The sequence below is a fragment of the Sphingopyxis sp. Root1497 genome (assembly GCF_001427085.1).
Lineage (GTDB): Bacteria > Pseudomonadota > Alphaproteobacteria > Sphingomonadales > Sphingomonadaceae > Sphingopyxis.
The window spans coordinates 680244-706695 of the sequence record NZ_LMGF01000003.1 but is presented as its reverse complement, the minus strand read 5'-3'; the positions used below and the strand labels follow the sequence as shown (position 1 = coordinate 706695).

18 protein-coding genes and 1 tRNA gene are annotated in these 26452 nt (G+C 65.9%); 6 read left to right on the top strand and 13 right to left on the bottom strand.

The window, feature by feature from the left end:
• Window positions 1-44: 44 nt before the first annotated feature.
• The gene (locus ASD67_RS06735; RefSeq protein ID WP_056345093.1) at window positions 45-566 is read right to left on the bottom strand and encodes a winged helix-turn-helix transcriptional regulator; all 522 of its coding nucleotides are present in this window, start codon (window positions 564-566) and stop codon (window positions 45-47) included.
• Between the two features lie 127 nt (window positions 567-693).
• Between ASD67_RS06735 and ASD67_RS06730 the strand changes: the two genes are divergently transcribed.
• The gene (locus tag ASD67_RS06730) at window positions 694-1023 is read left to right on the top strand and encodes a CC_3452 family protein (protein ID WP_056345090.1); all 330 of its coding nucleotides are present in this window, start codon (window positions 694-696) and stop codon (window positions 1021-1023) included.
• 118 nt (window positions 1024-1141) lie between these two features.
• Here ASD67_RS06730 and ASD67_RS06725 read toward each other — a convergent pair whose 3' ends face one another.
• On the bottom strand, window positions 1142-2032 hold the full coding sequence (locus tag ASD67_RS06725; RefSeq protein WP_056345086.1) for a glycosyltransferase family 2 protein: 891 nt from the start codon (window positions 2030-2032) through the stop codon (window positions 1142-1144).
• A gap of 127 nt (window positions 2033-2159) precedes the next feature.
• Between ASD67_RS06725 and ASD67_RS06720 the strand changes: the two genes are divergently transcribed.
• Window positions 2160-4253 carry a RelA/SpoT family protein gene (locus ASD67_RS06720; RefSeq protein WP_056345084.1) on the top strand — a complete coding sequence of 698 codons (2094 nt, stop codon included), beginning with the start codon at window positions 2160-2162 and terminating at the stop codon, window positions 4251-4253.
• On the opposite strand, the gene ASD67_RS06715 is transcribed toward ASD67_RS06720, so the two are convergent.
• The 6 genes from ASD67_RS06715 to gdhA all read right to left on the bottom strand — a co-directional run bounded on the left by ASD67_RS06715 (window position 4250) and on the right by gdhA (window position 16116).
• A complete protein-coding gene (locus tag ASD67_RS06715) occupies window positions 4250-4804 on the bottom strand; it encodes a putative colanic acid biosynthesis acetyltransferase (protein WP_162248550.1) in 555 nt (184 codons plus the stop codon). The two genes, ASD67_RS06720 and ASD67_RS06715, sit on opposite strands and share 4 nt — an antisense overlap.
• A gap of 88 nt (window positions 4805-4892) precedes the next feature.
• Complete coding sequence (locus ASD67_RS06710) at window positions 4893-9248, bottom strand: hypothetical protein (protein WP_056345072.1); 4356 nt, start codon at window positions 9246-9248, stop codon at window positions 4893-4895.
• 3 nt (window positions 9249-9251) lie between these two features.
• Window positions 9252-11231, bottom strand: a complete 1980-nt coding sequence (locus tag ASD67_RS06705) for a hypothetical protein (RefSeq protein ID WP_156377598.1) — start codon at window positions 11229-11231, stop codon at window positions 9252-9254.
• 3 nt (window positions 11232-11234) lie between these two features.
• Window positions 11235-13172, bottom strand: a complete 1938-nt coding sequence (locus ASD67_RS06700) for a heme-binding protein (RefSeq protein ID WP_235535594.1) — start codon at window positions 13170-13172, stop codon at window positions 11235-11237.
• 50 nt (window positions 13173-13222) lie between these two features.
• Complete coding sequence (locus ASD67_RS06695) at window positions 13223-14710, bottom strand: multiheme c-type cytochrome (protein ID WP_056345063.1); 1488 nt, start codon at window positions 14708-14710, stop codon at window positions 13223-13225.
• Window positions 14711-14760: 50 nt separating this feature from the next.
• Complete coding sequence (gene gdhA / locus ASD67_RS06690) at window positions 14761-16116, bottom strand: NADP-specific glutamate dehydrogenase (protein ID WP_056345060.1); 1356 nt, start codon at window positions 16114-16116, stop codon at window positions 14761-14763.
• A gap of 157 nt (window positions 16117-16273) precedes the next feature.
• On the opposite strand from gdhA, the gene ASD67_RS06685 reads away from it, so the two are divergent.
• Together ASD67_RS06685 and ASD67_RS06680 are read left to right on the top strand one after the other, a co-directional pair.
• Window positions 16274-17212: a tetratricopeptide repeat protein gene (locus tag ASD67_RS06685; RefSeq protein ID WP_056345056.1), complete on the top strand. Its 939-nt coding sequence runs from the start codon at window positions 16274-16276 to the stop codon at window positions 17210-17212.
• A gap of 17 nt (window positions 17213-17229) precedes the next feature.
• Window positions 17230-17883: a hypothetical protein gene (locus ASD67_RS06680; protein ID WP_235535593.1), complete on the top strand. Its 654-nt coding sequence runs from the start codon at window positions 17230-17232 to the stop codon at window positions 17881-17883.
• Here ASD67_RS06680 and putA read toward each other — a convergent pair.
• Window positions 17880-20969 (bottom strand): bifunctional proline dehydrogenase/L-glutamate gamma-semialdehyde dehydrogenase PutA, encoded by a 3090-nt coding sequence (putA, locus tag ASD67_RS06675; RefSeq protein WP_056345050.1) that lies wholly within the window; start codon window positions 20967-20969, stop codon window positions 17880-17882. The two genes, ASD67_RS06680 and putA, sit on opposite strands and share 4 nt — an antisense overlap.
• A 98-nt stretch (window positions 20970-21067) precedes the next feature.
• Between putA and ASD67_RS06670 the strand changes: the two genes are divergently transcribed.
• A complete protein-coding gene (locus ASD67_RS06670) occupies window positions 21068-21538 on the top strand; it encodes an Lrp/AsnC family transcriptional regulator (RefSeq protein WP_056345048.1) in 471 nt (156 codons plus the stop codon).
• Here ASD67_RS06670 and ASD67_RS06665 read toward each other — a convergent pair.
• Entirely contained in the window at window positions 21535-22479 is a 945-nt protein-coding gene (locus ASD67_RS06665) for an acyl-CoA dehydrogenase family protein (protein WP_056345045.1), read from the bottom strand. The two genes, ASD67_RS06670 and ASD67_RS06665, sit on opposite strands and share 4 nt — an antisense overlap.
• Window positions 22479-23636: an acyl-CoA dehydrogenase family protein gene (locus ASD67_RS06660; protein WP_056345042.1), complete on the bottom strand. Its 1158-nt coding sequence runs from the start codon at window positions 23634-23636 to the stop codon at window positions 22479-22481. The genes ASD67_RS06665 and ASD67_RS06660 overlap by 1 nt, the downstream gene beginning before the upstream one ends.
• A gap of 147 nt (window positions 23637-23783) precedes the next feature.
• Between ASD67_RS06660 and ASD67_RS06655 the strand changes: the two genes are divergently transcribed.
• Window positions 23784-23857, top strand: a tRNA-Gly gene (locus ASD67_RS06655).
• Window positions 23858-23950: 93 nt separating this feature from the next.
• On the opposite strand, the gene ASD67_RS06650 is transcribed toward ASD67_RS06655, so the two are convergent.
• Window positions 23951-25156 (bottom strand): carbohydrate porin, encoded by a 1206-nt coding sequence (locus tag ASD67_RS06650; RefSeq protein ID WP_056345038.1) that lies wholly within the window; start codon window positions 25154-25156, stop codon window positions 23951-23953.
• On the bottom strand, window positions 25156-26430 hold the full coding sequence (locus ASD67_RS06645; RefSeq protein WP_056345033.1) for a putative porin: 1275 nt from the start codon (window positions 26428-26430) through the stop codon (window positions 25156-25158). The genes ASD67_RS06650 and ASD67_RS06645 overlap by 1 nt, the downstream gene beginning before the upstream one ends.
• Window positions 26431-26452: the final 22 nt, after the last annotated feature.

Sequence of the window (26452 nt, the reverse complement as noted above, 5' to 3'; positions counted from 1 at the left end):
TTGCGGTCAGCGGCAGGCGGGGCGGCTGGACGGTCCCGCGTCCGTCACTCGGCGGCAACCGGCGCCATCCGCTCATCTGCGCGCGTCCGGGCCTGGCCCAGCGGCTGCAGTTCCGACCGATGTTTCCACACCAGTTCCTTATAGCCGAGCGACCGTCCGTCGTGCGCGGTCATGGTGACGGGGCCGATCGGCTGCTCGTCGCGAACATCGACCAGCACCGGGGTCGAGGGCACGCCGGCCCCCCATTTTTCGCCCCATTGGCGCAGCGCGATCATTGCGGGCAGCAGCTCGAGGCCCTTTTCGGTGAGTTCGTAGCGTACCTTGCGGCGATCCTCGGCCATCACTTCGCGCGCCATGATGCCATGGTCGACGAGTCGCGACAGCCGGTTCGACAGGATGTTGCGCGCGATACTGAGTTCCTGCTGGAACTCCTCGAAATGATGGACGCCGTTGAAGGCCGCGCGCAGGATCATGAACGACCAGCGCTCGCCCATCGCCTCAAGCGCGAGCGGCAATGCACAATTGTCACCGTAGAGGATGTTCAGCGGTTCGCGTAATTTTCCCATAGGCCCAGCCCTAACGTAAAATCGGCCCCCGCACAAAAAAATATGTAGACTTGGTTGCATTTTGCAACCCACGTACTAAATTTCCTTTTGCAACCTAAATAGGTGCTCAAAAAGGAAGGGCCTCCCCATGTTCAAATTCTCTTTCGCGGCGCCTGTCGTGCCGATGTTTGCCGTCGCGTTGGCCGGCGGTGCTGCCGCCCTGCCCGTGACCGCCCAGGCCGCAGGCGGCGCCTATTACCGCGCCGAACTGGCGAGCCCGGCCCCGAAGGGCAAGTTCGTCGCGCGCGGTATCGTCTGGTCGTGCGAAGGCACCAATTGCGTCGGCGCGCGCGGCACCAGCCGCCCGCAGATGATGTGCGCCGGGCTCGCCAAGGAAGCCGGCGAAGTGAAGGGCTTCATCGCCGACGGCAAGGCGCTCGAAGCCGAAGATCTGGCGCGCTGCAACGGGGCCGCCTGATCGGCCGGACGGACGGCGCTCCCCTCCCGCTCCGCCGTTCGACCCTGGCCGCATAGAGAGCCGCCGCGACCTCCCATAGCCCCGGGGAGGCACGGCGGCTTTTTCTATGCCCGGATGATCAGGCCGTAAGGCGATTGCGCGCGACGACGAGCGTCCAGCGCGCGAGCGCGGGCAGCCGCGCGAGGACCGTCGGGGGATGCGCGCGCAAGGCGCGGCTCACGAGGTCGAAGCGCCAGCGGCGCTGGCTCTTGAGCGCGAGGCCAAGCAGGATTTCGCCGCGGCTGCGCGCCGGCAACTGGTCGGGCATCGCGCGTTCGACGATGACAGCGGTCAACGCGTAGATCTGATCGGCACGCTGACTGGTCAGGCTGCCGCCATGCTTGCGGTAGACATAGAGATCTTCGTGCAGTTCGACGAAGGTGAACCGCTGCGCCGCGCGCAACCAGAAATCATAATCCTCGACCCCGAACAATCCGACGTCATAGCCGCCGAGCACTTCGGTCACGTCGCGGCGATACAGGAAGGCGGCGCCGATATTGTTGCCGTGGAGCAAGCGTTCGACCGGTCCGACCCGCGACCGGCCGAGATCGTTTCCGGCATCGTCGATCAGCGAGAAATCGGCATAGGCGACCCCCGCATCGGGATGCGCGTCGAGTGTCGCGACAAGGCGGTCGAGCATCTGCGGGCGGAGGAGGTTGTCGTCCGACGTCCAGCTGTGCAATTCGCCCCGCGCCTGCGCAAAGCCGTGGTTGAGCGCCGCAGGCAGGCCGACATTGGTGTCGAGGCGAAAATGACGGACGCGCGGGTCGCGCACCGCCGCGGCGGCCATGATCGCGGGGCTTTCGTCACGCGAAGCATCGTCGACGAGGATCAGTTCGAAGTCGAGGAAGCCTTGCGCGAGGACCGAATCGATCGCCTCGTCGAGCCAGCGCGCACCATTGTGCACGGGCATCACCACCGACACGCGCGGGCTTGCCGTGGTCGAATCGAAAGCTTCGGTCCCTGTCATTGCCTCCCGCCATAGCCCGCACGCACGATGCTTCCAAAGCCGTTTACCAAAATTGCGAGTTCCCGGCGGCGGTGCGCAGCAAAGTTTCGCATTGCATTTGGGCGCGCATGAACGACATTGGGACAGGATGCTGCGTCAATATGAACTTGTCGAGCGCGTGCGCGCTTATGATCCCGACGTCGACGAGGCGTTGCTCAACCGCGCCTATGTATTCACCGTCCAGAAACACGGCAGCCAGAAACGCGCGTCGGGCGACCCCTATTTCAGCCATCCGGTCGAGGTCGCGGGCATTTTGACCGAGTTGCACCTCGACAGCGAAACGATCGTCACCGCGCTGCTCCATGACACGCTCGAGGACACGCTGACCACCCCTGAAGAAATCGAGCGGTTGTTCGGGGCCGATGTCGGGCGGCTGGTCGACGGGGTGACCAAGCTATCGAAGATCGAGGCGCAGACCGAGAATGAGCGCGCGGCGGAAAACCTGCGCAAATTCCTGCTCGCCATGTCCGACGACATCCGGGTGCTGCTGGTCAAGCTCGCCGACCGGCTGCACAATATGCGCACGCTGCATTTCATCCAGAATCCCGACAAGCGGCGTCGCATCGCCAAGGAGACGATGGACATCTATGCCCCGCTCGCCGAGCGGATCGGCATGTATGAATATATGCGCGAGATGCAGCTGCTCGCGTTCCGCGAACTTGAGCCCGAGGCCTATGCGACGATCACCGGGCGGCTGGCGAAGCTGGCCGCCGGCGGCAAGGACAAGGTCGCGAAGATCACGTCGGATTTCAAGGAGCTGCTGGCGAAGAACGGCATCGAGGCCGATGTGTCGGGGCGCGAGAAGCATCCCTATTCGATCTGGCGCAAGATGCAGGAGCGACACGTCAGCTTCGAACAGGTGACCGACATCATCGCCTTCCGCATCATCACCCCGACCGATGCCGATTGTTACGCCGCGCTTGGGCTGCTCCATCGCAAGTGGAAAATGGTGCCGGGGCGCTTCAAGGACTATATCTCGACGCCGAAGCGCAACGGCTACAAGTCGCTGCACACGACGATCATGCACCAGCAGAATATGCGAATCGAGATCCAGCTCCGCAGCGTCGGCATGCACCAGCAGTCCGAATTCGGCTTCGCCGCGCATTGGGCATACAAGCAGGGCGGGACCGCCCCCGACGGGCAGGCGGGGTGGATTCGCGACCTGCTCGAAATCCTCGAACAGACGCACGATCCCGAAGAGTTCCTCGAAAACACGCGCATCGCGATGTATCAGGACCGCATCTTCGCCTTCACCCCCAAAGGCAGCCTGCACCAGTTGCCCAAGGGCGCGACCCCGGTCGATTTCGCCTATGCCGTCCACACCGGGCTCGGCGACCGGACGGTCGGCGCCAAGGTCAACGGCCGGCTGGTGCCGCTGCGCACCCAGCTCGCCAATGGCGATACGGTCGAGATATTGTCGTCGGACAAACAGACGCCGCAGCCCGCCTGGCTCGGCTTCGCGGTCACCGGCAAAGCGCGCGCCGCGATCCGCCGCCATGTCCGTTCGAAGGAAAAGGTCGAACTCGCGTCGCTGGGTCGCAAGCTGTACGACGAGATCGTCGCCCGCCTGCCCGGCCGGGTCGGCGACAAGGCGCGCGCCGCGGCGCTGACCCGGCTCAAGCTCGAAGACGACACCGCGCTCTATGTCGCGATCGGCAAGCGGCGCCTGTCCGACAATGCGGTACTCGAGGCGCTGGTCCCCGGCATCACCGCCGAGATGAAATCGAAACCCGGCAAGCTGACGCAGGGCGCGGCGGTGTCGATCGAGGGGCTGACCCCTGGGGTTGCCTATCAACTCGCCGATTGCTGTCACCCGGTGCCGGGTGATCGCATCGTCGGGCTGGCGCGTCCGGGCGAGGGCATCGAGGTCCATGTCATCGACTGCCCGAGTCTCGCCGACGGGGTCGATGCCGACTGGATCGACCTGCGCTGGCAGGAAGACAGCGAGGGCGGCAATGCGCGGCTGTGCATCGTCATCCTCAACGAACCCGGCACGCTCGCCGAAATGTCGGGCATCCTTGCCGCCAATATGGCGAACATCACCAATTTGCGGCTGTCGAACCGTGAGGGCGGGTTCCACACTTATGACGTCGTCGTCGAGGTACGCGACATCCATCATCTGATGCGGATATTGTCGGCGCTGCGCGCGTCCGACACGGTGGTGCAGGCCGAACGGCTCTAGCCGCCGGGTTTTACCGATCCGTCCGCAAAGTCAGCGAGGCCGCATTCACCGATCGGCGTCGCCGGATTGCCGCCGACAATGATATTGCGATCGACATCCTTGACCACCACCGCGCGCGCCGCCGCCACGGCGCCGTCGGCGAGGGTCACGCCCGGGCCGACAAAGGCGTCGGCGGCGACCCACGCATTGCGGCCGATCGCGATCGGCGCCGCGGTGAGCGCGAAGCCGGGGGCGTGGATGTCGTGGCTGGCGGTGCAGAGATAAGCGCGCTGACTGACCACCGACCAGGGGCCGAGCGTGACGCGTGCCACCGAATAAATCTCGCTGCGCGGGCCGAGCGTGCTGCCCTCCCCCATTTCGAAATTCCACGGCGCCCAGATTCGCGCGCTGGGATAGGGCCGCGTTTGCGACCCGATTTTTGCACCGAACGCGCGGAGCAGGAGGCGACGCCAACCGTGGAGTGGGATCGGGCTGGTGCGATAGAGGATGAGCCAGACGGCGTTCCACAGCGCACGGCGCGCTTTGTCGCCAAAACTGGGATGGGGGATCACGACCGGGCGCATCGGCTAACGTCTCATAACAGGAAGGCGGCGGGACGGTCCGCCGGTGCGGGGCTGTCGCACAGGCGGACGCGATTGACTAGCCGCCGAACTTGTCGGGGCCGCGCCACGCCGCCGCCTGCTCGGCGTCCTTCGGATCGGAATCGCGGACCTTGTAGACATTGCCCCGGCTGTTCAGGAACAATTTCTCCATCTCGGGCCGGGTGAAGGGGCGCGAGCCGAGGCGGCCGAACACCGCCATCTGGCCGCCGGTCTCATCGACCGCGCGGTCGCGGTCGAGCCCCTTCGACAGCGCGAGCGCCGGCGCCGGGGTCCTAGCCCAGGCGATCAGTTCGGGGGTGGGTTTGGGCGAAAAGCCGTAGAGGCCAGCGTTGTCGGGGCTGGTCAGCTGTATCACCTTGATGCCCGCGCGCCCGTCGGCGACATAGGCGAAGAGCGAAGCGTTGGTCGACGCGACGATCACATCCTCGGCATCGACGAGCGCGCCGCCGAAGGTCTGCCCCGGCCAGACCAGCGGCGCCGCGGGCTTGGTGACGTCGACGATGACGAGGCCGTCCGCCTTGGCCGCGACATACATATAGGTGCGCGCGACATAGATTTTACGCGCATTGGTCAGGCGCACCGTGCCCGAGGGCACTGGCACCGGCTGCGCCAGATTGGTGACGTCGAACAGCTTCACCCCCTCGGCATCGGTGATCCAGAGGTAGCGGAACTGAACCGCGCTGGCGCGCGCATCGGTCAGCGGCAGTTGTGCCGTCACCTTGGGTGCGAGCGGGTTCGTCAGGTCGAGCACGACGAGTCCGGCGTCGGTGGTGACATAGGCGATACTGCCCGCGAGCGTGACGTGCCGCGCCCCGGCGAGGACATTGCCCTCGTTCCAGGTCAGCGCCCGGGTCAGCTTGTTGTTGCGGAACTCGCCGTCGGCCATCGTGTCGATATCGACCAGGATCAGCCCCTCAATGCTGTCGGTGATCACCGCATAGCGATAGATGGGGTGCATCGCCTGTTCGTGGTTCTGCGGGAAATCCTTCACGATATGGTCGTTGCGCGACACGCTGACCGGCTGGGTCGTCGCGATCGCCATGCAGGTGGCGTTCTTCGTCTTCACATGGGTGTCGTGACCCAGTGACGAGAAGGGGGCGCGAATGATGCGTTCGGAGAAGCCCTTGTTGCCGATCGACGCGACGTCATAGACGCGGAAACCGCCCTTGCCCTCTGCGACGAACATATATTCGCCACGCTGTTGGAGGCAGTTCACGCGGCCGCTGGTGTCCTGGACGATATTGGCGAATTCCTCGAGCGCATATTTTTCGCCCGACACCTTCTTGTCGAAGGTCTTGCCGCGCACCCAGTTCTTGAGCTCGCGCCCGTTCTGCTCGACGTGCAGCTTCCAATAATCGGGATAGGCATATTTCTGTAGGTAGCTGCCGATCACCGCCTGCGGCTCGTCCCATTCGGTGACGCGCGTCGCCTGGAAGCCGTCTTCCAGGCCCGACCAGACGTTGAGGCCGACGAAGTTGACGAAGTTGGTACCCAGCAGGTTGAGCTGCGCCATGACCGCGTTGTTGTCGTCATTTTCGGACAGGTGGCAGTCCGAGCATTGCTTGGTTTCCTGGCGGCGCACCGTGTGCGGGAAATGCGGTGCGAAGGCCTGGCTCGAATAGCCCGCCGACGAGATCGGCGGCTGTTGCACATAGATGCGCTCGCGGTTGATGTTGGTCGACGACAGCACGAGCGCCGAGGTCGATCGGACCGGCGTGATGATCCCCCGGACCTCGCCGTTCGGGCCGGGTTCGCCGGGCTTGGTGAGCTGGTGCCGGCCGAGCTGGAACATCTCGTCGCGCGCGACCTGCGGGTTGTAGGTAGCGAAGTTGCGCGTCTCCTCGCCCTCGAAATGATGCATGCTCGTCTTCCAGTTCGCCTCGATCGGCAAATGGCAGCCGCCGCAACTCGTCGTCCACGACAGGTGGCAGGTGAAGCAGGTCATCTTGTCTTCGCCGTGCGCGCGGTCTTCCTTCGCGACCTCGGGACCCCAGGCGAAAGTGCCGTCGTCGGCGCCGCTGCGCGCCATCAGCTTGGCGCGCGCCGCCTTGGCGTTGAAATGCGGCCCCGGGGTCACCGCCTGCTTGACCAGGCTGACCTGCCATTCGAGTTTCGGATCGACGATCGAGCGCTGGATCAGCCCGGTGACGTCGCCATTGTCATTATACTGGAATTCGAAGCGGCGGCGCCCGTCGGGGTTGCGCAGCAGCGCGAGATTGGTGCCCTGCGGCCGCGCCGCGACGTTCGAGGTGAGCAAATTGGGCAGCGCGTCGGCGGTGCCGTGGCAATCCTTGCATCCGATCTCGACCGCGTTGGCGACTTCACCCTGGATATAGCCATTGCCATGGCTGTCCTGCGCGAAGTGGCAGTCGGCACATTGCATGCCCTTTTCGGCGTGGATGTCCATCATATGGACCGCCTTGCCCGGGTTGAGGCCGGGCGGCACAAACTTGCCCTCGACCCCGGGGCGGCCGGGATCGGCGCTCGACAGGCAGAGGTCGCGCTCCTTGGGGTCGCTATAATGGCTGCAGCTCTTGCGCCATTTCTCCGGGTCCTTGGGGTCGATGATGTTCGGGTCGGTGCCGTAGGTCGCCATATTCCCGTCGGCTGTCAGCAGATTGCCGTTGCGGTCGCGCTTGAAGATGCCGCGGAAGTTCCAGCCATGGCCGTGATAGTCGGCGAACTGGGTGTCCTTGTTGGTGTCGTTGACGTCATAGACGTCGCGCAGGAATTCGACGTCGGCCCACAGTCCGCGCGTCGCCGCGGCCTCGGGGTTGCGTTCGAGGGTCTTATGCACCTCGGCAGCGGTCGGATAATGCTGCTGCTTGTATTTCTTTTGATAGTCCGCGTCGCTCATCCCCGGCGGGCGCGGTGCGGTGTTGTTCGGACCCGGCCACATTTGCGGCGCGTCGGATTCATAGTCCCACATCGTGTAGCCGAGATAGGAATTCAGGAAGATGTTCGGCTGGTGCATGTGGCAGGACATGCACTGCGAGGTCGGGATCGAGCGGGTGAAGGTGTGCTTGATCGGGTGCCCCGCTTCGAGGCGCTCCTTTTTCGCGAACACCTGCGGACCGGCTGCGGCGTCGGCGGGGTTGATCAGCCCACCGTGCTGGTCGGGATCGGGCGCGTGCTTGGCGGGATCGCCATGCTCGGTGCCCCCGCCGCCGTGACTGTCGCCATGGCCGTCGTCGGCCTTGTATTTGCGGTCACGGATCGTCGGATCGATCGTCGCAGTCTCCCCGTCGCGGCCGAACTGCGAATAGGTCAGGCTGTGGCGTGGTTCGCGGTCGTTGGCATAGATGACGTGACAGCCCGAACAGCCTGAGTGGCGATAATCGCCCGGCTGGTCGTTGGTACCCATGAACCACATCAAAGGATCGTTGAGCCGCGTCTTGTGGATGTTGAGCACGGGGATCGACACGCGCAGTCCGGTGCCGGGGCCGCGGTTCGATTGCTTGAGGTCGGGGCGCCCCGGCTCCTCGAGCCGCTGGATGCTGCCGGTCGGGTTGGGCAGGCCGATTTCGGGGAATTGCGTGTTGATGTTGCGCCCGCCGCGTTCGAACACGCGGAAGACATCGCCCGGCGGGAGCACGCTCCAGCGCGGCAGCGGGTACATTTTGGCGAGCGCACCGCGCGCGCGCTCCTTGTCGGTCAGGATCTTGTCGAACGCGACCTTGGGGTCGCAGGCGTTCTTATATTCCTCGGGCGTCATCGAGGTGGTCGGCGACAATATGCAGGCGGCCTCGCCCTTGCGGGTATAGGCCTCGCCGAAGACGTAGTTCTTATAGGGGACGATGCCGTTGTTATAGGCCGCACCGCCCCACAGCATCGCCCCCGTCGACATCATCGAGCGTTCGGTCGCCTCGATCACCTCGAGGTGGCACGCCCCGCACGCCTCGCGTGCGACGCGATAGTCGCTGGGATTGATGAAGCGGATGAACTCGGGCGCTTCCTTGTTGAGCAAGGTGTAGCTGCGCTTCGGGTTCGCCGGGCTGTGCCCCCAGCTGTTCGGCAGCGTCGGCTGCGGATGCGCGACCTTCATTGCCGCGAGATTGTACGGATTGTCGTAACCGAGCTTGGCGTTGCCGAAAGCCGCGGGCGATTCGGCGTCGCCGCCATGGCAATCGACGCAGCCGAGTTGCACTGCGGGGGTCGCGTGCATCGATGGGGCGTCGGTCTGGGTGTGGCAGCTGTAGCAGCCTTTCGATTTTGCGAGTACCGCAGCCTCGCGCTCGGCGAAGGTCGCCCCGGGCTGTTCCTTGGGCGCCGGCGGGCTGAAGCGATATTCGACCTTTACCGGCTTTTCGCCCTCGGCCGCGCGCACCATCGAGACTGCGAGGCTCGCGCCCATCAGGACGAAGGCAAGGAGGGCGAGGAGCTTGCGGGCCATGATCTAGAAACTCACAATCACATTGGCGAGGATCGAGAGATAGGCGTCGTCACCCTCTTTGTTGTCGAACAGGTCTTTGAACCCCTTGCCTGGCAACAGCACCGCGGCGCTGAGGCGTCCGACGATATTCTGCGTCGCCTTGGGTCGCCAGATCCCGGCGACCGAGAGGTCGAAGCCGATATCCTTGGGGATCGTTCCCTCGCTGCGCAGCACTTGCAGGCTGGAGGTGTCGGCGAACCAGAGGTGGTTGAAATTGGTGCTGACGCGCACTTCGGGCGACAGGTCGAAATCGCCGCCGACACCGACGAAGACGGTGCCGGGGTTGTTGAAGTTCGACTGCCCCTCTTCCTTCGACGAGCGCAGCGAATTCAGGATGCCGTTGCGGCCCGAGATCGCGATGACGCGACCGCCGCCGGCGAAGGGGATCGTCTGGCGGATCCAGTAGCTGGTGTCAGCGCCGCCGAAGATCGGATTTTCGAAGATCGCGTCGAAGCCGCCTTCGGTGTTGTTATACGGGTCGCGGTCGCCGGTCGCGTAGAGGCCCGACAGACGGAAGCGCATCCAGTCGTGATCGTAGCTGAGTTCGACCGCGCCGAAGCCCGCGCGGATCTTGGCGGGCTTGCTGGTGAAGAAGCTGTTCCGGTCCTCACCCAGCGCGGCGTAGAAGCTCGCGGTCAGGTTGATCCGCCCGATGCGGCCGTCGGCGCTGTACCCCAGATAGACGACATCATATTCACGCCCGCGCAGGTCGCCGAGCAGCGCCGGGCGCACCGGGAAGCCATTATGGTCGATCTGAACGTCGTTCTTTTCGCGGTTCATATTATAGGTCACGCTGACCTGGCTGGTCAGCCCGACGAACGGGAAATCCTGGCGATAGAGATTGCCGGTGAAGACGAAATCGTCGCGCGGGGTCTGGGTGATGTCGTTGAGGCCGCTGTTGGTGTCCTTCTCCAGCCGCCAGAAGGCCGCGAGATTATATTGGAAGCGGTTGTTGTCGCGGTTGCCGAAAAAGCGGACGCCGAGCTGCGAATCCTGGAACAGGAAGCCGCGAAAATCGCTCTGGAACGGCTGGATACCGACGCGGATCGAGTGGAAGTCAAAGCGGTCGCTGTCGTTGCCGAGATGCTTGTCGACGAACAATTCCTGCACGCCGATGAAATGGTCGAAACGGTGGCTTTTCTTCGATGGGCGCACGTCGAGCACGCGCCGTTCGGGCACGTCGACATAGTTCGCCTGATAGGCCAGCGTGACGCGATATTCGATGTCGGGCGGCTTGAACGCGGTCGACCCCTTGATCAACGCCGCGCCGACAATGAAGGTCTGCGCCGCGACGAAGCTGCGGTTCTTGCCGAACACGTCGAGGCTGCCGGGGCGCGACGTGGTCTGGACGCCGACCGGGATCGGAAAGGTGCGCGGTTCGAACACCGTGTCCGAAATGGCGTTGACGACGAAAAACCAGTCGTCGCCCTTCAGTCCCAGGAATTTTGGCGTCTTGCAGCGCACTTCGCCGGCCCGCGCGCGCAGTTCCTGCTCCTCTTCGGTCGGGATGCAGATCGGCCGGTCGCCCTTGTAGGTGTTCTGGTGATAGGGATCGAACCAGCGTTCCTTGACGACGCCAAGGCTCTCGATCAGTCGCCAGCGATCGGGGACCGGCAGCTGGTTTTCCATGCCCGGAAAAGCCTCGGGCGGTGGCGGGCGCAGCGCCCCGATATTGTCTTGGGTAAGCTGGTCGGGCAAGTCGGGGCGGTATCCCGGACGGCGACGACCGTCGATGATCTGGGTCATCAGATCGTCGCTCATCATCTGCTGCCAGTCGACCGGCGGTGGCGGCGGGGTGAGGTCGTCGAGCGACGGTTCTGCGGTCGGGCTTTCCGTCGTTACGGCGGGGGGATCGGCGAGCACCGGTTCGGCCGCGTCGCCCGGGGCGCTCTGCGCCGCCAGGCTGGCGATGATCGGCCAAAGGCTGCTTCCCGCGAGGCTCATATCCTATAGCCCATCGCAGACATTTTGCTGCGCCGTGTCGAGGAAGGGCGCGAACGGACAGCCGATATAGCGCAGCCGCACCGAGGCGCCGCCGGCGAGATTGACGATGATGCGGTCCGAGCGGATCGCGGGCGGCGCATTGCCGATGCCGCCGACACGCGCGCCGCCATTATGCGCGCCAAGGAAGCTGATCATGTCATCCTGATCGATGCCGTCGCCCGACACGCCGATGCCGCCGACGAGCTGGTTGCCACGATAGATGGGAACCGAGCCGGGGAAGATCTGGATGCCGTTCTGCAGCCGGTTGGTGCCCGATGCGGTGTCGGGCAGCGTCGTGCAGCGCTGCGGCGTGTCGGTCGCGCTGGCGCCGGTGACGAATCCCAGATGCTGCCCGATATTGCCGATGATCAGCGCCGATTGCAGCCCGGTCGAGAAGGGATTGAACTGCGCGATCGGGCGCGACAGCGGGCCGTTCGGGCGCCCGACCTCGCCATCGGGGAAATAGGGGCGCGACAGATTGCCGTTCGCGCGATCGGAGAAGGCATGGGTGCCGGTCAGCGCCGCCGGATCGTTCAGAAAGCTGCGCGTTGCGGTGACGAACTGGCGCACGTCGGCGCTGGCATTGGCGCTCAAGTCGGCGCCGGCGATCGCGTTCGAGAAAAAGGTCGCGGTGCGCGCCTTCTGCAACGAAACGTCGGTGCCGAAAATCGGCGCGTCGGGCGAGCGAACGATGCCGAGCACCGCGCCATGCGTATCGACGACGCTGACCGACACCTGCGCGCGGCTGTCGAGCGGGCGGCGGATCTGGCCGCGCGCGCGGCTAATGATCGTGAAAGCCTCTTCCATTACCGCGCGCACTTCGGCTTGGGTCAGTGGCGCGCTGTTGCTGGCGGCGTCGGTGGCGGCGCGGACCGGATAGCGGTTGGTGCCGCTGCCGTCGGTGAGCACATAGGCGTCACGGTTGCTGAACTCGGCGGCGGTCGAGGGGCGCATGCCCGATGCCTCGGTGCCATAGACGGTACCCGCGATGATCGCGGCATTGGCATAGCCGATCACCGCGACCAGATTGCCCGCAACGCCGTTGAAGCTCGCGAAACTCGCGCCGGTCGATGATTTCAGGCCGCCATAGGTGGCGTCGGAAAAGCGCAGGGTGGTGCCGTCGACGGTGATCTTGTCGGCGGTGATGCTCGTCGGCGCCTCGAAGCCGCGCGTTCCGGCGAGTGCGATGAACTCCTCGGCATCATTGTCGATGTCGAGCGTGTTGGCGTCGCTGCCGTAAACGCCGTCGCCCATCACCCCGATGCCGCCGACCAGCTTGCCATTCTTGTAGAGCGGCAGGCCGCCGGGGTCGGCCGACAGGCCGAGCGGCGAGCGTTTGGGTCCGATCAGCGCCGCGCCGCCGGGCGCGCCGAAGCGCGCGCTGAGGTCGCTGCACGGCAGCTGGCTGAACTGCACGCCGAACAAAGGCCCGCTTTCGAGACCGACGGTGGTCGGCGCGGGCGGGAAATGTTGCTGGACGATCTGGCTCGCGGTGCGTGACGAAAAGGCGTTGCCCGCGCTCGACAGATAGGCGCCGGTCACCGCCTTCGCGATCGCGCCGGCTTCGGCCGGGACGGTGACATTCTGCGCGTCCATGTTGACGCCATTGGGCGCCGCACCGGTCGTCGCGTTGGCGCGCGCGCCGTTCATGCGGAAAATGCCGAGGACGTTGCCGACGCGGTCGGTCACCGCGATCACCGACGGCAGGCCCTGCGCCTGCGCCTCGGCGATGGCGCCAGCCATCACCGCCTGAACGTCGGCGACGCTCAGCGATTCGCTGCCCGGCTGGGTGAAGACGCTGCCGGTCGGGGTCGGGGTTGGCGTGGGGGTCGGTGTCGGGGTGGGCGTGGGGGTGCCACCACCACCGCCCCCCCCGCACGAGGACAGGAGCAGGGTGGCCATCGCGGCCAAGGCGGTCGAGCGGAAAAGGCGACTATGGTTCGGCATGACGATCAGCGCAGCGCCCGGATGGCGCGCACCGCGCTACCGAGCGAGGCCTGGAATTCGGCGGGTTTATAGGCATTGGGGTCCTTCACCGCGGCATAGGCGCGATCGATGTCTCCGCGGATTCCCGCTGCGGCACCGACGGTGATCCGCCCCGACGAGACCATCGAATTGAGCAGCGTATCGACCCCCATTACCGCCTGTTGCGATCCCGAATAATCGGTGAGGCGATCATTGATCGCCTTGGCCGAAATCGCGTCGACGAGCGCGAAGGCGTCGGCGCCCGAGAAATTGCGCGAGGCGAAGGCCGATTTGAGCGCCGCGACGGTCTGGCCGAGTTGCGCCGCCGCCGCCTTGGCGCTGTCGCGGTCGATCGTCATCGCGCGGTGGAAGGCGGCGGTGCGCGCCGCGAGCTGGTCGGCGAGGGCGGGGGCGGCGATACGCGCGGCGGCGGCGAGCATGATCAGATTCTCGTCATTATAGGGCGGCATGCCCTCGGGGATGTTGCGGCCGGCATTGTCCATGCTGGTCTTCACTGGCTTGGCCTGGTCATAGATGCGGCGGTGGCAGCTGTGGCAGTCGAGGAAGTAGAATTCGGGGAACAAGCCTTCGGTCCCGCGCTTCGACTGGAAGAGCTGAAGGCTGCGTTCGAGAGCCGTCGCCTGTCCGATCGCCCACATCTGGACATGGTCGGTGCGCGCGTTCGCGGCGCCGAACTTGCGCCAGCCATAATCGGCGTCTTCCTGGTGATGCGCCTGGAGCGAGGAGAAGAGGTCGAGTTCGAAGCTGATTCGCGGGTGACCGGCCGCCATGATCCGGTGGGTAACGAACTGCCCCTCGCCCGCCGAACCGAAATGGCAGTCGACGCACACGCCCGCGCGCACCACCGGATCCTCGAGCTTTTTCAGGCCCGCCGACAGGTTGGCGAGATGTTTGTCGCGGCTCTCGCGGTCGCGGTCGGCGTTGGTACCGATCCCGGCATAGTGGCTGGCGATCCAGCCGCCGGCGGGGCCGTGGCACGATTCGCAGCCGACGCCGTCCTCGAGCGGCACGGTACCGCGCTGCGCGCCGCCGGCCGCGTCGATCGCGCCCTTGCTGCTGTGACAGCCGAGGCACATCGGCGCGGTCGCGGCATCCTTCAGCCCCAGATTGCGTGCGATGAACTGGCTGCGGCTGTTGCTCAGCACTGCCCAAGCGCGGCTGTGCGCGCCGCCGGGGGTCGAGGGTTCCTGCCATTTCATCAGCTCGTCCTGACGGACGACGGCGCCGTCACCCTCCATCCGTCCGTGACAGGTCGACCCGGCGCACGAGGCGACCCCGGTATAGCGCCCGCCGGCCTCGCCCTGCGAGCGGGCGGGCGGGGCGGCGATGACGGCCGCGACGGCGAGCGCCGTCAGCAAAAGCACAAGCGCGGCGAAGGCCGCGAGTCCGGGCCGGACGACGGCGAACGCCGCCGAAGGCCGATCGCGGCGCTCCTGTCCAGCGTGCGTCGTCATCGCAGAACCCCTTGTTATCCGAACCGGACGTTTGCGTCCTGGCTCGAAACTCAAACCACTCCGAACGCCAGCATCGCATCGGCGACTTTCTTGAAGCCGGCGATATTGGCACCCTTCACATAATCGATATAGCCGTCGCCCTGGTCGCCATGGGTCAGGCAGCTTTTGTGGATGCCGTCCATGATGTCCTTGAGCATCTGCTGCAGTTCACCCTCGCTCCAGCTGCGACGACCGCTGTTCTGGCTCATTTCGAGACCCGACACCGCGACGCCGCCGGCATTGGCCGCCTTGCCCGGCGCGAACATGATTTTAGCATGTTTGAACGCATGCACGCCTTCGAGGTTGGTCGGCATGTTAGCGCCTTCGCTGACCGCGATGCAGCCATTCTTCACCAGCTCCTTGGCATCGTCGCCGAGCAGCTCGTTCTGCGTCGCGCAGGGCAGCGCGACATCGCACTTGACACCCCATGGCGTCTTGCCCGCGGTGAAGCTCGCGCCCTTGAACTCGGTGCAATAATCCTCGATCCGGCCGCGACGGTGCGTCTTGTGCGCTTTCACCCAGTCGATCTTTTCCTGCGTGATGCCGTCGGGATCGTGGATGAAGCCGCCCGAATCGGACAGCGTCAGCACCTTGCCGCCCAGCTGGACGATCTTTTCGGCGGCGTGGGTCGCGACATTGCCCGATCCCGAGATCACCGCCGTCTTGCCGACAAGGTCTTGCCCCTTGGCCGCGAGCATGTTGGCGAGGAAATAGACCGCGCCATAACCCGTCGCTTCGGTGCGGATCAGCGAGCCGCCCCATTCGAGGCCCTTGCCGGTGAGCACCCCGGTGAATTCGTTGGTGATGCGCTTATACTGGCCGAACATGAAGCCGATCTCGCGCCCGCCAACGCCGATGTCGCCCGCAGGCACGTCGATGTCGGCGCCGATGTGACGGTACAGCTCGGTCATGAAGCTCTGGCAGAAGCGCATGATCTCACGCACGCTCTTGCCCTTGGGGTTGAAGTTCGACCCGCCCTTGCCACCGCCCATCGGCAGCCCGGTCAGTGCGTTCTTGAACGTCTGTTCGAAGGCGAGGAATTTGAGCACCGATTCGGTGACCGAGGGGTGGAAACGGATGCCGCCCTTGTACGGGCCGATGGCGTTGTTGTTCTGGACCCGCCAGCCACGCTGGACGCGGATATTGCCGTTATCGTCTTCCCAGCAGACGCGGAAGGACACGACCCGGTCGGGTTCGGCAATGCGCCGCAATATCTGCTGCGCGTGATATTCTTCCTTGTCCTTGATGAAGTCGAAGATGTCCTCGGCGACTTCCTGAACCGCCTGGACGAACTCCAGCTGGCCCGGGTTGCGCTTCGACACACCCTCCATGAACGTCTTGAAATCGACGTGATCTGTAACTGCCATGCACCCCTCCCCTGTTGGCTGGGAAAATCGGTGCGACCCCTTTACGATTTTGTCGTTGACCGACCTCGCCCTTCAAAGGCTACACCATCGTCCGGCAAAGGCAAGTCGCGAGCGCGCATCGCGCCGATTTTTTCGCACGCGCACAAGAGGGGCAAAAATGAGCGAGAGCAAGAAGATGGCGGGTGGTATGACGCGGGCTAACGGCGCAATCCTGATCGCGGCCTTCCTGCTGCTGGCGGGGGCGATCGGCTACGCGATCTGGCGCGATTCGGCGCCCGGAAGCGACGATGCGGCGGCACAGCCGACCGCGGCGCCGTCGGACCAGCTCGCCGCACTCGAGGCGCGAACGCGCAGCGAACCGAACAGCGCCGACGCGTGGATGCAACTCGGCGCGGCGCGATTCGACCTCGGCAATTTCGGCGGCGCGGCAACAGCTTATGAAAAGGCGGTAGGGCTTTCGCCCGAATCGGCGGGGCTGTGGTCGGCGCTCGGCGAGGCGCGGGTGATGGCGAGCCAGAGCGACCCTATGCCTCCGGCGGCTTTGCGGGCGTTCGACAAGGCGATCGCGCTCGACCCCAGGGACCCGCGCGCGCGCTATTTCCGCGCGGTGAAAAAGGACGTAGGCGGCGATCACCAAGGCGCGATCGCCGACTGGTTCGCCCTGCTCGAGGACACGCCGCAGGGCGCGCCGTGGGAAGCCGACCTGCGCCGAACGATCGAACAGGTCGGCGCGATCCACAAGATCGAGGTCGCCGGCCGGCTCGCGAAAACGCAGGCGCGGCCGTTGACCCCCAATGAAATTCCGGTTGCGGCGCGCGCCATTCCGGGGCCAAGTCGGTCCGACATGGAAGCGGCGTCGCAACTGCCCAAGGGCCAGCAGGACGCGATGATCCAGGGCATGGTCGACGGGCTGGAGACGAAGTTGAAGGCCAATCCCGCCGACGTCGACCGCTGGATCATGCTGATGCGCAGCCGTATGACGCTGGGCGAGACGGCGAAAGCGGCGCAGGCCTTGAAGGATGGTATCGCAGCCAATCCGGGCGCGGCGGGACGATTGAAGGCGCAGGCGCAGATGCTTGGCGTGCCGGGGGCTTGAGGGGGATGGGACCGATGATGAAATGGGCTTTGGTGGCGGGTGCGATGATGGTGCCGGGTGCCGCAGAGGCGGCCGACGTGACCTTCACGGTCCACGACGTCACGCTGACCGCGACGATTCCGGCGGGCTATTGCGTGCCGGTGAACAAGGACAAGTTGATCGCCGATACACTGGCGACGGGCGACAAGGAAAATATCACGCTCGCGACGCTGATCCGCTGCAACAAGGCCGGGCGTGCCGAGGGACCGGGCAATGACTATATGCTGATCAAGACGCCCCAAAACGCGCTGGCGACGCGCATCCCGCGCGCCGAACTGCTCACCGCGCTCGGCGCCGAATTCGGCAAGGCCGAATGGCAATCGGGCGCGACGGGCAAGGCGGCGACCGCCGACGCCGCCAAGGGTCTTTCGGACGCGTTCAGCACGCCGGTCGATATCCAGGGTAATATCGCACCGCGCGGTACCGACGGCGATTGCGCCTATCTGGGCGGCACGTTGAACGTCAACGGCGGCGGGGTCAGCTATCCGATCATCCTTGGCGGCTGCATCACCAGCGCCGCGAATAAGGTCGTCGCGGTCTATACCTATGACGATCCCGGCAGGGGCGGCGGCGTCGCGGGCAAGATGCGCGCCGCGCGCAACGTCGCGATGTCGATCAAGGCGGCGCCCTAGCCTGCCATCAGCGCCGCATTGCCGCCCGCGGCGGTGATGTCGGTCGAGATCGATTTTTCCTCGGCGAAGCGGAACAGATAGTGGGGGCCGCCGGCCTTGGGCCCGGTGCCCGACAGGCCGCGGCCGCCGAACGGTTGCGAGCCGACGATCGCGCCGATCTGGTTGCGGTTCACATAGACATTGCCCACCGCCGCGCGCGCCGCGACGTGCGCCGCGACGCCGTCGATGCGGGTATGGACGCCCAAGGTCAGACCATAGCCCGAGGCGTTGATCGCATCGATCAGCGCGTCGAGCTCGCCCCCCTTCCATGTCGCGACATGCAGCACGGGGCCGAAGATTTCGCGCTTCAGGTCGGTGACATGGTCGAGGCGGATCAACGCGGGGCGGACGAAATGGCCGCCGGGGGGCAGGTCACCGCCCGCCTCGGCGATCACGCGGCCCTCAGTTCGCGCCTCGGCCACATAAGTCGCGATATTGGCCTGCGCTTCCTCGTCGATGATCGGGCCGGTGTCGGTCGCGAGCAGCGCGGGATCGCCGACGTCGAGTTCGGCCATCGCGCCTGCGACCATCTCGATCATCGTATCGGCGACATCCTCCTGCACGCAGAGCAGGCGCAGCGCCGAACAGCGCTGGCCCGCCGACTGGAAGGCCGACGCGACGGCGTCGCGCGTGACCTGTTCGGGGAGCGCGGTCGAATCGACGATCATCGCATTGGCGCCGCCGGTTTCGGCGATCAGCGTCGCGATCGGGCCGTCGCGCATCGCGAGGCCGCGGTTGATCAGCCGCGCCACCTCGGTCGAGCCGGTGAAGGCGACCCCAATGACGTCTTCATGTCCCGTCACCGCCGCGCCGACGGTCTCGCCGCGGCCGGGGAGAAAATGGAGAATTTCGGCGGGAATGCCCGCTTCGTGGAGCAGTTCGACCGCGGCGTGCGCGATCAGCGGGGTCTGTTCGGCGGGCTTCGCGAGCACGGCATTGCCCGCGGCGAGCGCCGCCGACACCTGGCCGAGGAAGATCGCGAGCGGGAAATTCCACGGGCTGATGCACGCGAAAATGCCCTTGCCCTCGAGCATCAGCTCGTTGCGTTCGCCGGTCGGGCCGGGGAGCGGCAGCGGGTGGGTGAAATGGGCGCGCGCCTGCGCCGCATAATAGCGCAAGAAATCGACCGCCTCGCGGACCTCGGCGACCGCATCGACGAGCGTCTTGCCGGCTTCGTCGATCGCGAGGCCAAGGAACAGCGCGTCGCGCTCCTCGAGCAGGTCGGCGGTGCGTTCGAGCCGCTCGGCGCGGAAGGCGCCGCCCGCGAGGCTCCAATGTTCCTGAACCTGCTTCGACGCCGTGACCGCGGCATCGACCGCCGCGGCGTCGGCCTCGATCACCGAGCCGATGACGATGCCGGTCGCGGGGTTGTGGACGGGCTCGGACTTGCCGTCGAGGCTGCGGCCCGCGACGATCGGGGCGGCAACCGGGCTCGCGCGGCGCGCCTGGGCGATCGCCGCCATCAGCGCTTCGGGCACGCCGGGCTCGCCGAGGTCGTAGCCGCGCGAATTGCGGCGCTCGGGGTCGAGCAGGGTGCGGCCGGTCGCGATCGTCGAGGGCTTGCTCGCGATGCTGCGCGGATCGACCGCAAGCTGTTCGGCGGTCACGTCGGGGTCCGAGAATTGGTGGACGAAGCTGGAGTTCGCGCCATTTTCGAGCAGGCGGCGGACGAGATAGGCGAGCAGGTCGCGGTGGGTGCCGACGGGGGCATAGACGCGCACCGGGCGCGGCGGCGGGAAGAGGCCGACGATGGCGTCATGCGCGCCCTCGCCCATGCCGTGGAGCCGCTGCAGTTCGTAATCGGCGCCTGTGAACAGCTCGGCAACGAAGGCGAGCGTCATTGCATTATGGCTGGCAAAGGCGGGGAAGATCGCGTCCTGCGCCTCGCGCAATATCTGCGCGCAATGCATGTAATTGAGGTCGGTGTGGTTCTTCGCGGTGAAGACGGGGAAGTCGGCGAGGCCCATCGTCTGTGCGCGCTTGATCTCGGTATCCCAATAGGCGCCTTTCACCAGCCGCATCGACAGCTTAACCCCGCGCGTACGCGCCTTTGCCGCGACCCAGCGGATCACCTCGGGCGCGCGCTTCTGATAGGCCTGGATCACGATGCCGAGTCCGGTCCAGTCATCGGCCAATCCCGCGTCGATCAGCGCGCCAAACACATCCATATGCGGTTCGAGCCGGTCGCTTTCCTCGGCATCGATCATCAGCGGAATATTCACCGCGCGCGCGGCGCGGACGAGGGTGGTGACGCGCGGAATGAGTTCCTCGCGGACGCGCGCGCCTTGCAGATATTCATAGCGCGGGTGGAGCGCCGAAAGCTTGATCGAAATACCATGATTGGCGTGCGGGTCGCCCGCCTTGGCATTCTTGCCGATGCGCGTGATGGCATTCGCATAGCTGTCGTAATAGCGTTGCGCATCCTCGGCGGTGCGGGCGGCCTCGCCGAGCATGTCGAAGCTGGCTAGCTCCGATTTCTCCTTGTCGGCACGCTTGACCGCGGCATCGATTGTCTCGCCCATCACGAACTGCTGGCCGAGCATCTTCATCGCGGCGAGCGACGCCTGGCGGATCACCGGCTCGCCCGAGCGGCGGATCATCGATTTGAGCAGCGCGAGCGGGTTCGCCTTGCTGCCCATCGCCCCCAGCATCAGCGTCGCCGAGCCGAGCGACAGGCCGCGCGCCGACAACGCGACGATCAGCGGGCTGTCCTCGTCCTCGCCCTCGTTCCAGCGGCGCCCGGCGATCTTGTCGCGGATCAACGCATTCGCGGTCGCGCTGTCGGGAACGCGCAGCAGCGCCTCCGCGAGGCACATCAGCACCACGCCTTCCTCGGTCGACAGGCGATAGCGGTTCATCAGCTGCGCGACGAGCGTCTCGCGCTCGCCCTCGGCCTTCGCCTTGCGGATCAGCGCAAGGCCACGCGCGGTGGTCGCATCGACGGTGGCGGGCGATCGCGCGAGGTCGGCGCGCAGGTCGGCGACGATATCGGTTTCGGGGCGGCGGGCGAGGGCGCGGATGGCGGCGCGGTCGGTGGGCTGGGTCATGGCGACTTCATAGCAGATTGGATGAAGTCGATTCGACTTGATTTTCCTCACAGTATATATGTTTTGACCAAATATTGGCATAAGTTTAGTCTGATTACATGAAAAACACCGCATCCTTGGTCGATCTGGACGAGTTCGACCGCAAGATTCTGGCCATTCTCGGCCGCGACGGGCGGATCACCTACACCGACCTCGCGGCGCAGGTCGGGCTGTCGAAGACGCCGTGCCAGTTACGCGTCAAACGGCTGGTCGACAGCGGACTGATCACCGGCTTTCGCGCGATCGTCGATCCCGCCAAGGTCGGCCTCGACCATGTCGCCTTCACCGAGGTCAAATTGTCCGACACGCGCGAGGATGCGCTGCGCCGGTTCAATCAGGCGGTGCGGCAGATCCCCGAGGTCGAGGAATGCCACATGATCGCGAGCAGCTTCGACTATCTGCTCAAGGTCCGCACCCCCGACATCCGCCGCTATCGCATCGTGCTGGGCGAGAAGATTTCGAGCCTGCCGCATGTCGCGAGCACCTCGACCTTCGTCGCGATGGAGACGATTTTGGAATCGGCGCGCTAGGCGAACGCCTCGCGCACATAGTCGACCGACCGGCCGGCATCGCCCAGCCGCGCGGCACCGAGCAGGCGGTTCCAATAGGTCTCCGACCCGTCGGCGAGGCGCCATTCGTGGAGGCGGCGGGTGAAGAGCTGGAGGTCGTACTCCTCGCTGATCCCGATCGCGCCATGCACCGCATGCGCGGTGGCAGCGACGCACGCGGCGGCGCGGCTCGCGACCGACTTGGCCGTGGCGGCGGCCACGAGCGACGGCGGGAAGGCGCCTGCGCAGCCGAGCTGCGACGCGACGCGCGCGGCGACCATTTCCTCGGCCATCACCGCCATCTGCTGCTGCAACGCTTGCTGGCGGCCGATCGGCTTGCCGAACTGGACGCGCTCATTGGCATAGGTAGCGGTCATCGCGGTGAGCCGCTCGGCCGCGCCGGCGATCAGCGCCGCGCGCAGGATCGCAGCGAGGCCACGAAGGCTGCCTTCGGGCGCGGGCACGACCGGCGCGGGCAGCGCGCCGAGATCGAACCGCGCGGCGAGGCTCGCGGGTACGCCGGTTGCTTTGCCCTTCGCTTCGATCAGATGGAGACCATCACCCGATTCGACCAGAAGATGCGCCGCGACCAGTCCGCATGGCACGACGACGGCCGCACCTTCGGCGACCGCCAGCGCGACCGGAGCTTCGGGCGCATCGGCGAGCAGCGCCCGCGCGATCATCGTTTCGCCGACCGGCAATGGTACCGCATGGCGGCCGAGCGCCATCCACAGCGGCTGCACCTCGGAAAGTGGCAGGCCTGCGCCGCCGCGCTCCTCGGGCACCAGCGCATCGAGGAAGCCCGACTCGGCGAAGGCTCTCCACATCGCGTCGATGCTGCTGCCCTGTTCGATCGCGCGCACCGCGGCGGGGGGCGCGATATCCTCGAGCATCCGCTCGAAGGGTTCGAGAAATTCGCTCATCAGCGTAGCCCCATTCCGCGCGCGATGATCCCGCGCAACACCTCGCGCGTGCCGCCGCGCAGCGAGAAGCTGGGCGCCACGTGCGTGACAAACATCAAAGTACGATAGAGTTCGGCATCGACCGCTTCCTCGGGATGCGCGGCGAGATCGTCGCCGATCGCCACCGGCAGTTCCTGTTCGAATGCGGTACCGAGGTCCTTGACCAAAGACGCCTCGGTCACCGGGCTTTCGCCCAGCGCCAGCCGCGCGGTGCAGGCGATCGACATCGCGCGCAAGGTTGCGAGGCGCGCGGTGAAGTCGCCGACGAGCGCCAGCGTCGCCGCATCGTCGCGCTTCATGCCGCGCAGATGCGCGATCCATGCGTCGAGCAGCACGACGCTCGAATAGATGCGCTCGGGCCCGCTGCGTTCGAACGCAAGTTCGGCGGTGACCTGCTTCCATCCCTCACCCTCATGGCCGATCAACGCATCGGCGGGCAAGTCGACATTGTCGAAGAAAACCTCGGCGAAATGGGCGTCGCCGGCAAGGTCGGTGATCGGGCGGACAGTGACGCCGGGTGCCTTGAGGTCGATGATCAGCTGCGACAGGCCGGCGTGGCGATCCTCGCTGGTGCCCGAGGTGCGGAGCAGTGCGATCATATAATCGCCGTGCATCGCATTGGTGGTCCAGATCTTCTGCCCGTTGACGCGCCAGCCGCTTTTGGTGCGGTCGGCGCGGGTGCGGACGCTCGCAAGGTCGGACCCCGACCCCGGCTCGCTCATCCCGATGCAGAAAACGAGTTCGCCGCGGCAGATGCGCGGGATGTAGAAGCTGCGCTGCGCCTCGCTGCCATAGTTGAGGATCAGCGGCGCGCTCTGGCGGTCGGCGATCCAATGCGCCGCGACGGGGGCGCCCGCCGACAACAGCTCCTCGACGACGACGAAGCGCGCGAAGGGGCCGCGCTCCTGCCCGCCATAGGCCTTGGGCAGGGTCAGGCCGAGGAAGCCCGCCGCGCCGAGGCGGCGGCTGAAAGCGGGGTCGAAGCCCGACCAAGAGCGCGCACGGACATCGGCGGAGGCCTGCGCCGCCGCCTCATCGGCGAGCGCGCGGATCGCCGGGCGCAACGCCTCGTCCGCGGCGGGCAGACTGGCGAGGGTGAGCGTATCGAACACCGGCATCCTTCCATTTCTTGTCGTTGGAATGCCGCCTATTGCCCGCGCCGCGATGCCACAACCCGTTTTTCCGTCAGCACCGTCCTCGCATCCGATATTGACCGGCGGCGCGGATGACGGCAAAGGCCGGACATCGGCACGCGTCGACCGGACGCGGGTGTAGCTCAATGGTAGAGCTTTTGCTTCCCAAGCAAGTGACGAGGGTTCGATTCCCTTCACCCGCTCCATTCCTTGAAATACAAAAAGTTGCGGCGGGCGGCCCTGAGGTCCGTCGGAACAACTCTGCCGGGAGCGAGCGCTGATCGGCCTTCCCGCCGGGCCTAGAAACCCGCGACCGCAAAACTCGCCTCGGCGCGAAGCCCGATGACCAGCGCATCGGCAATCGTGCGATCGGCGGACGGTCGGCGGATGTAATGGAGGCTGGGCTGGATCGTGAGCCAGGGCGCGATTGGCGCGCGATAGGTCGCCTCGATCGCCATCTCCGACGCGGTCGCACCGGTTGCCGCGCGATAGCTGTCCGAGGTAAAGGCGGCCGCGAAAGCGATGCCGAACTCGTCCTTGTCGCGTCCCGGCACCCAACCGCTGAATTTCAATCCGCCACTGGCAAAACCATCGAACATGTTGAAGCGGCCGGCCGCCTTGCCGAGCCGGAAAAAGGCATCGAGTTTTCGGTCGGCCTTTTCGATCAGCGGAAATTCGCCGCGCACATAGGTCCCGGCATTGCCTTTGCCGGTTCCGCCGCCGTCGTTCAGGTCGAAGCGCGCCGTATAGTGCCAGTGGCCGAGGAGCAGCTTTCCGTTCCCGAGCGGCGCCTGGACCTCGCCGACGAGCAGCGCGCCGTCGCCATGTCCCAGCCGGATCGCGGTGCGGCCCGGATGATCGGGATTGCCGGGCACGCCGTCGAGGACCGCGGCGCGGATCGCCCAGCCGTCGGCGGGGTCCCACTGCAGTCGCGCCGCCAGCGAAGTCGAGGGAAAGATCGAGGGACCGTTGCGGCCGCTCTGCGCGAAGTCGGTACCGATGCCGTGCGGACTGCTGACGAAGAGTCCCGCCGTGTCGAGCGCGTCGAACTCCGAATTGAGGTCGTAGAGACCGGCCTTGAGCGACAGCGTTTCGCCTAATTTCTGGTCGATCCAGGCTTCATAGAGCCGCAGCGCGCGCGTGCCGGCCTCGATATTGCTTACCGCCTGCGTATCGCCGACCAGGTCGCTGATCGACCGGCCATTGTTATAAAGGCCATAGATGTGAACCTGCGCGCCGGTCCAGCCGGCGAGCTTTTCCATATCGGCCTCGAACACGATGTCGAGATTGTCGAGATAGCGGGTGCCGCGCCGCAGCCCGCCCGAAGCATTGCCCATGACCTCGCCGGTATAGGTGACCTGCAGCAAGATCGGGCCATGGCCCTCGTCGATCTCGGCCGGGGCATGGGTGTGGCTGTGCGGCAGGTGACCATGGTGGGTCGGGTGCGGTGCGGTCTCGACTGCGGACCCCGCCGAGGCGGCCAGCGCGATCGCGGACACCAGCATCAGAAGCTGACCATGAAGGCGAGGCGGATGCGGTCGAGCCAGTCGGTCGGCGGCAGGCTGCCCGCATAGGCTGCGTCGAGCGGGCGATAATGATACCAGAGCAGGTCGAGTTGCAGATGCGGCGCGGGCACATGGCTGATTCCCAAACCGTGCAGCTTATAGTTGGTCGACAGGTCGATATTGTCGTGGCTGAACGCTGCGAGCACCGAATCGACCTCAACTTCCGAATAATTATAGGCGATGCGCCAGTCGCCGGGCTGCGCGGTGCGGCCGGCGGCAAGTTCGAGGTTGAAGGCGGTGTCGCCCGACACGGCCGCGCCCAGATTGTGGACATAGTCGGCGGTGAAGCTCAGCGGCCAGCGCGGCGACAGCCCGGCCCAGCCCAGCGTGCCGATGCCTTCGAGCAGATGGAATTCCGACAGATAGCGCCCGCCCGAAAGCAGGTTGCCGCGAAAATCGCCGGCGTCGGCCCCCGCGATCGAGCCGAGGCGATAATGATAATAGCTGCCGGTCAGCCCCGCCTTGAAATCGCTGGCGAGGGGCGCCGAAAGCGCCAGCTGGCCGCCGAGCATGTCGCTATCGCGGGCGACCGAGGCCTCGTCGATGACGAACCACAGCCCGCGCGCATCGACGCGTGCCTTGCCGATATTCGCGCCATAGGCGGCGGCGACGCCCTGCGGCGAAACGTCGCCGTCCCACAGCATGTCGGTCCGCTGGAACTGCTGCGGGAACTTGCCGGCATAGGTGGTGAAGCCGCCGTTCGCATAGCGAATCCACGCCTGATCGAGCGACACCTGGAAATCATCGACAAAATTGCCGAGCGTCACGTCGGTCGAATTGGGGTCGTCGGGATCGCCGGTTGCGATCTGCGTCCCCACCGAAAAATGGTCCGACACGGCATAGGATGCGCGCACCCGCGCACGCACCGCGGTTCGCGACCGGTCGCGGCCGTCGACGAAATTCCATTCCTGACGGACGCGCATGTCGCCCGCGACGTCGAGGCCGGGAATGCGGAACAGGCCGTCGGGCGCCGCGTTTGCGGTGGCAGGTGCCGCAAGGACCGGAGCAGGTGCGGGGGGCGAGGCGACCGGAGCCGGTGCGCTTGTCCGCTGCAGCAGATCCGCTTGCCGGGTGACCAGCGCCTCAAGGTCCGCGATCCGCCGATCCTGTTCGGCGATACGGCGTTCGAGCGCATCGAGACGGCTGTCCTGCGCCTTCGCAGGCATGGCAAGGCTGAGCGCCGTTGCGGCAAGAAAAAGGGGGCGCAGTTGCATATTGGGTTCTCCGGGAATTGAC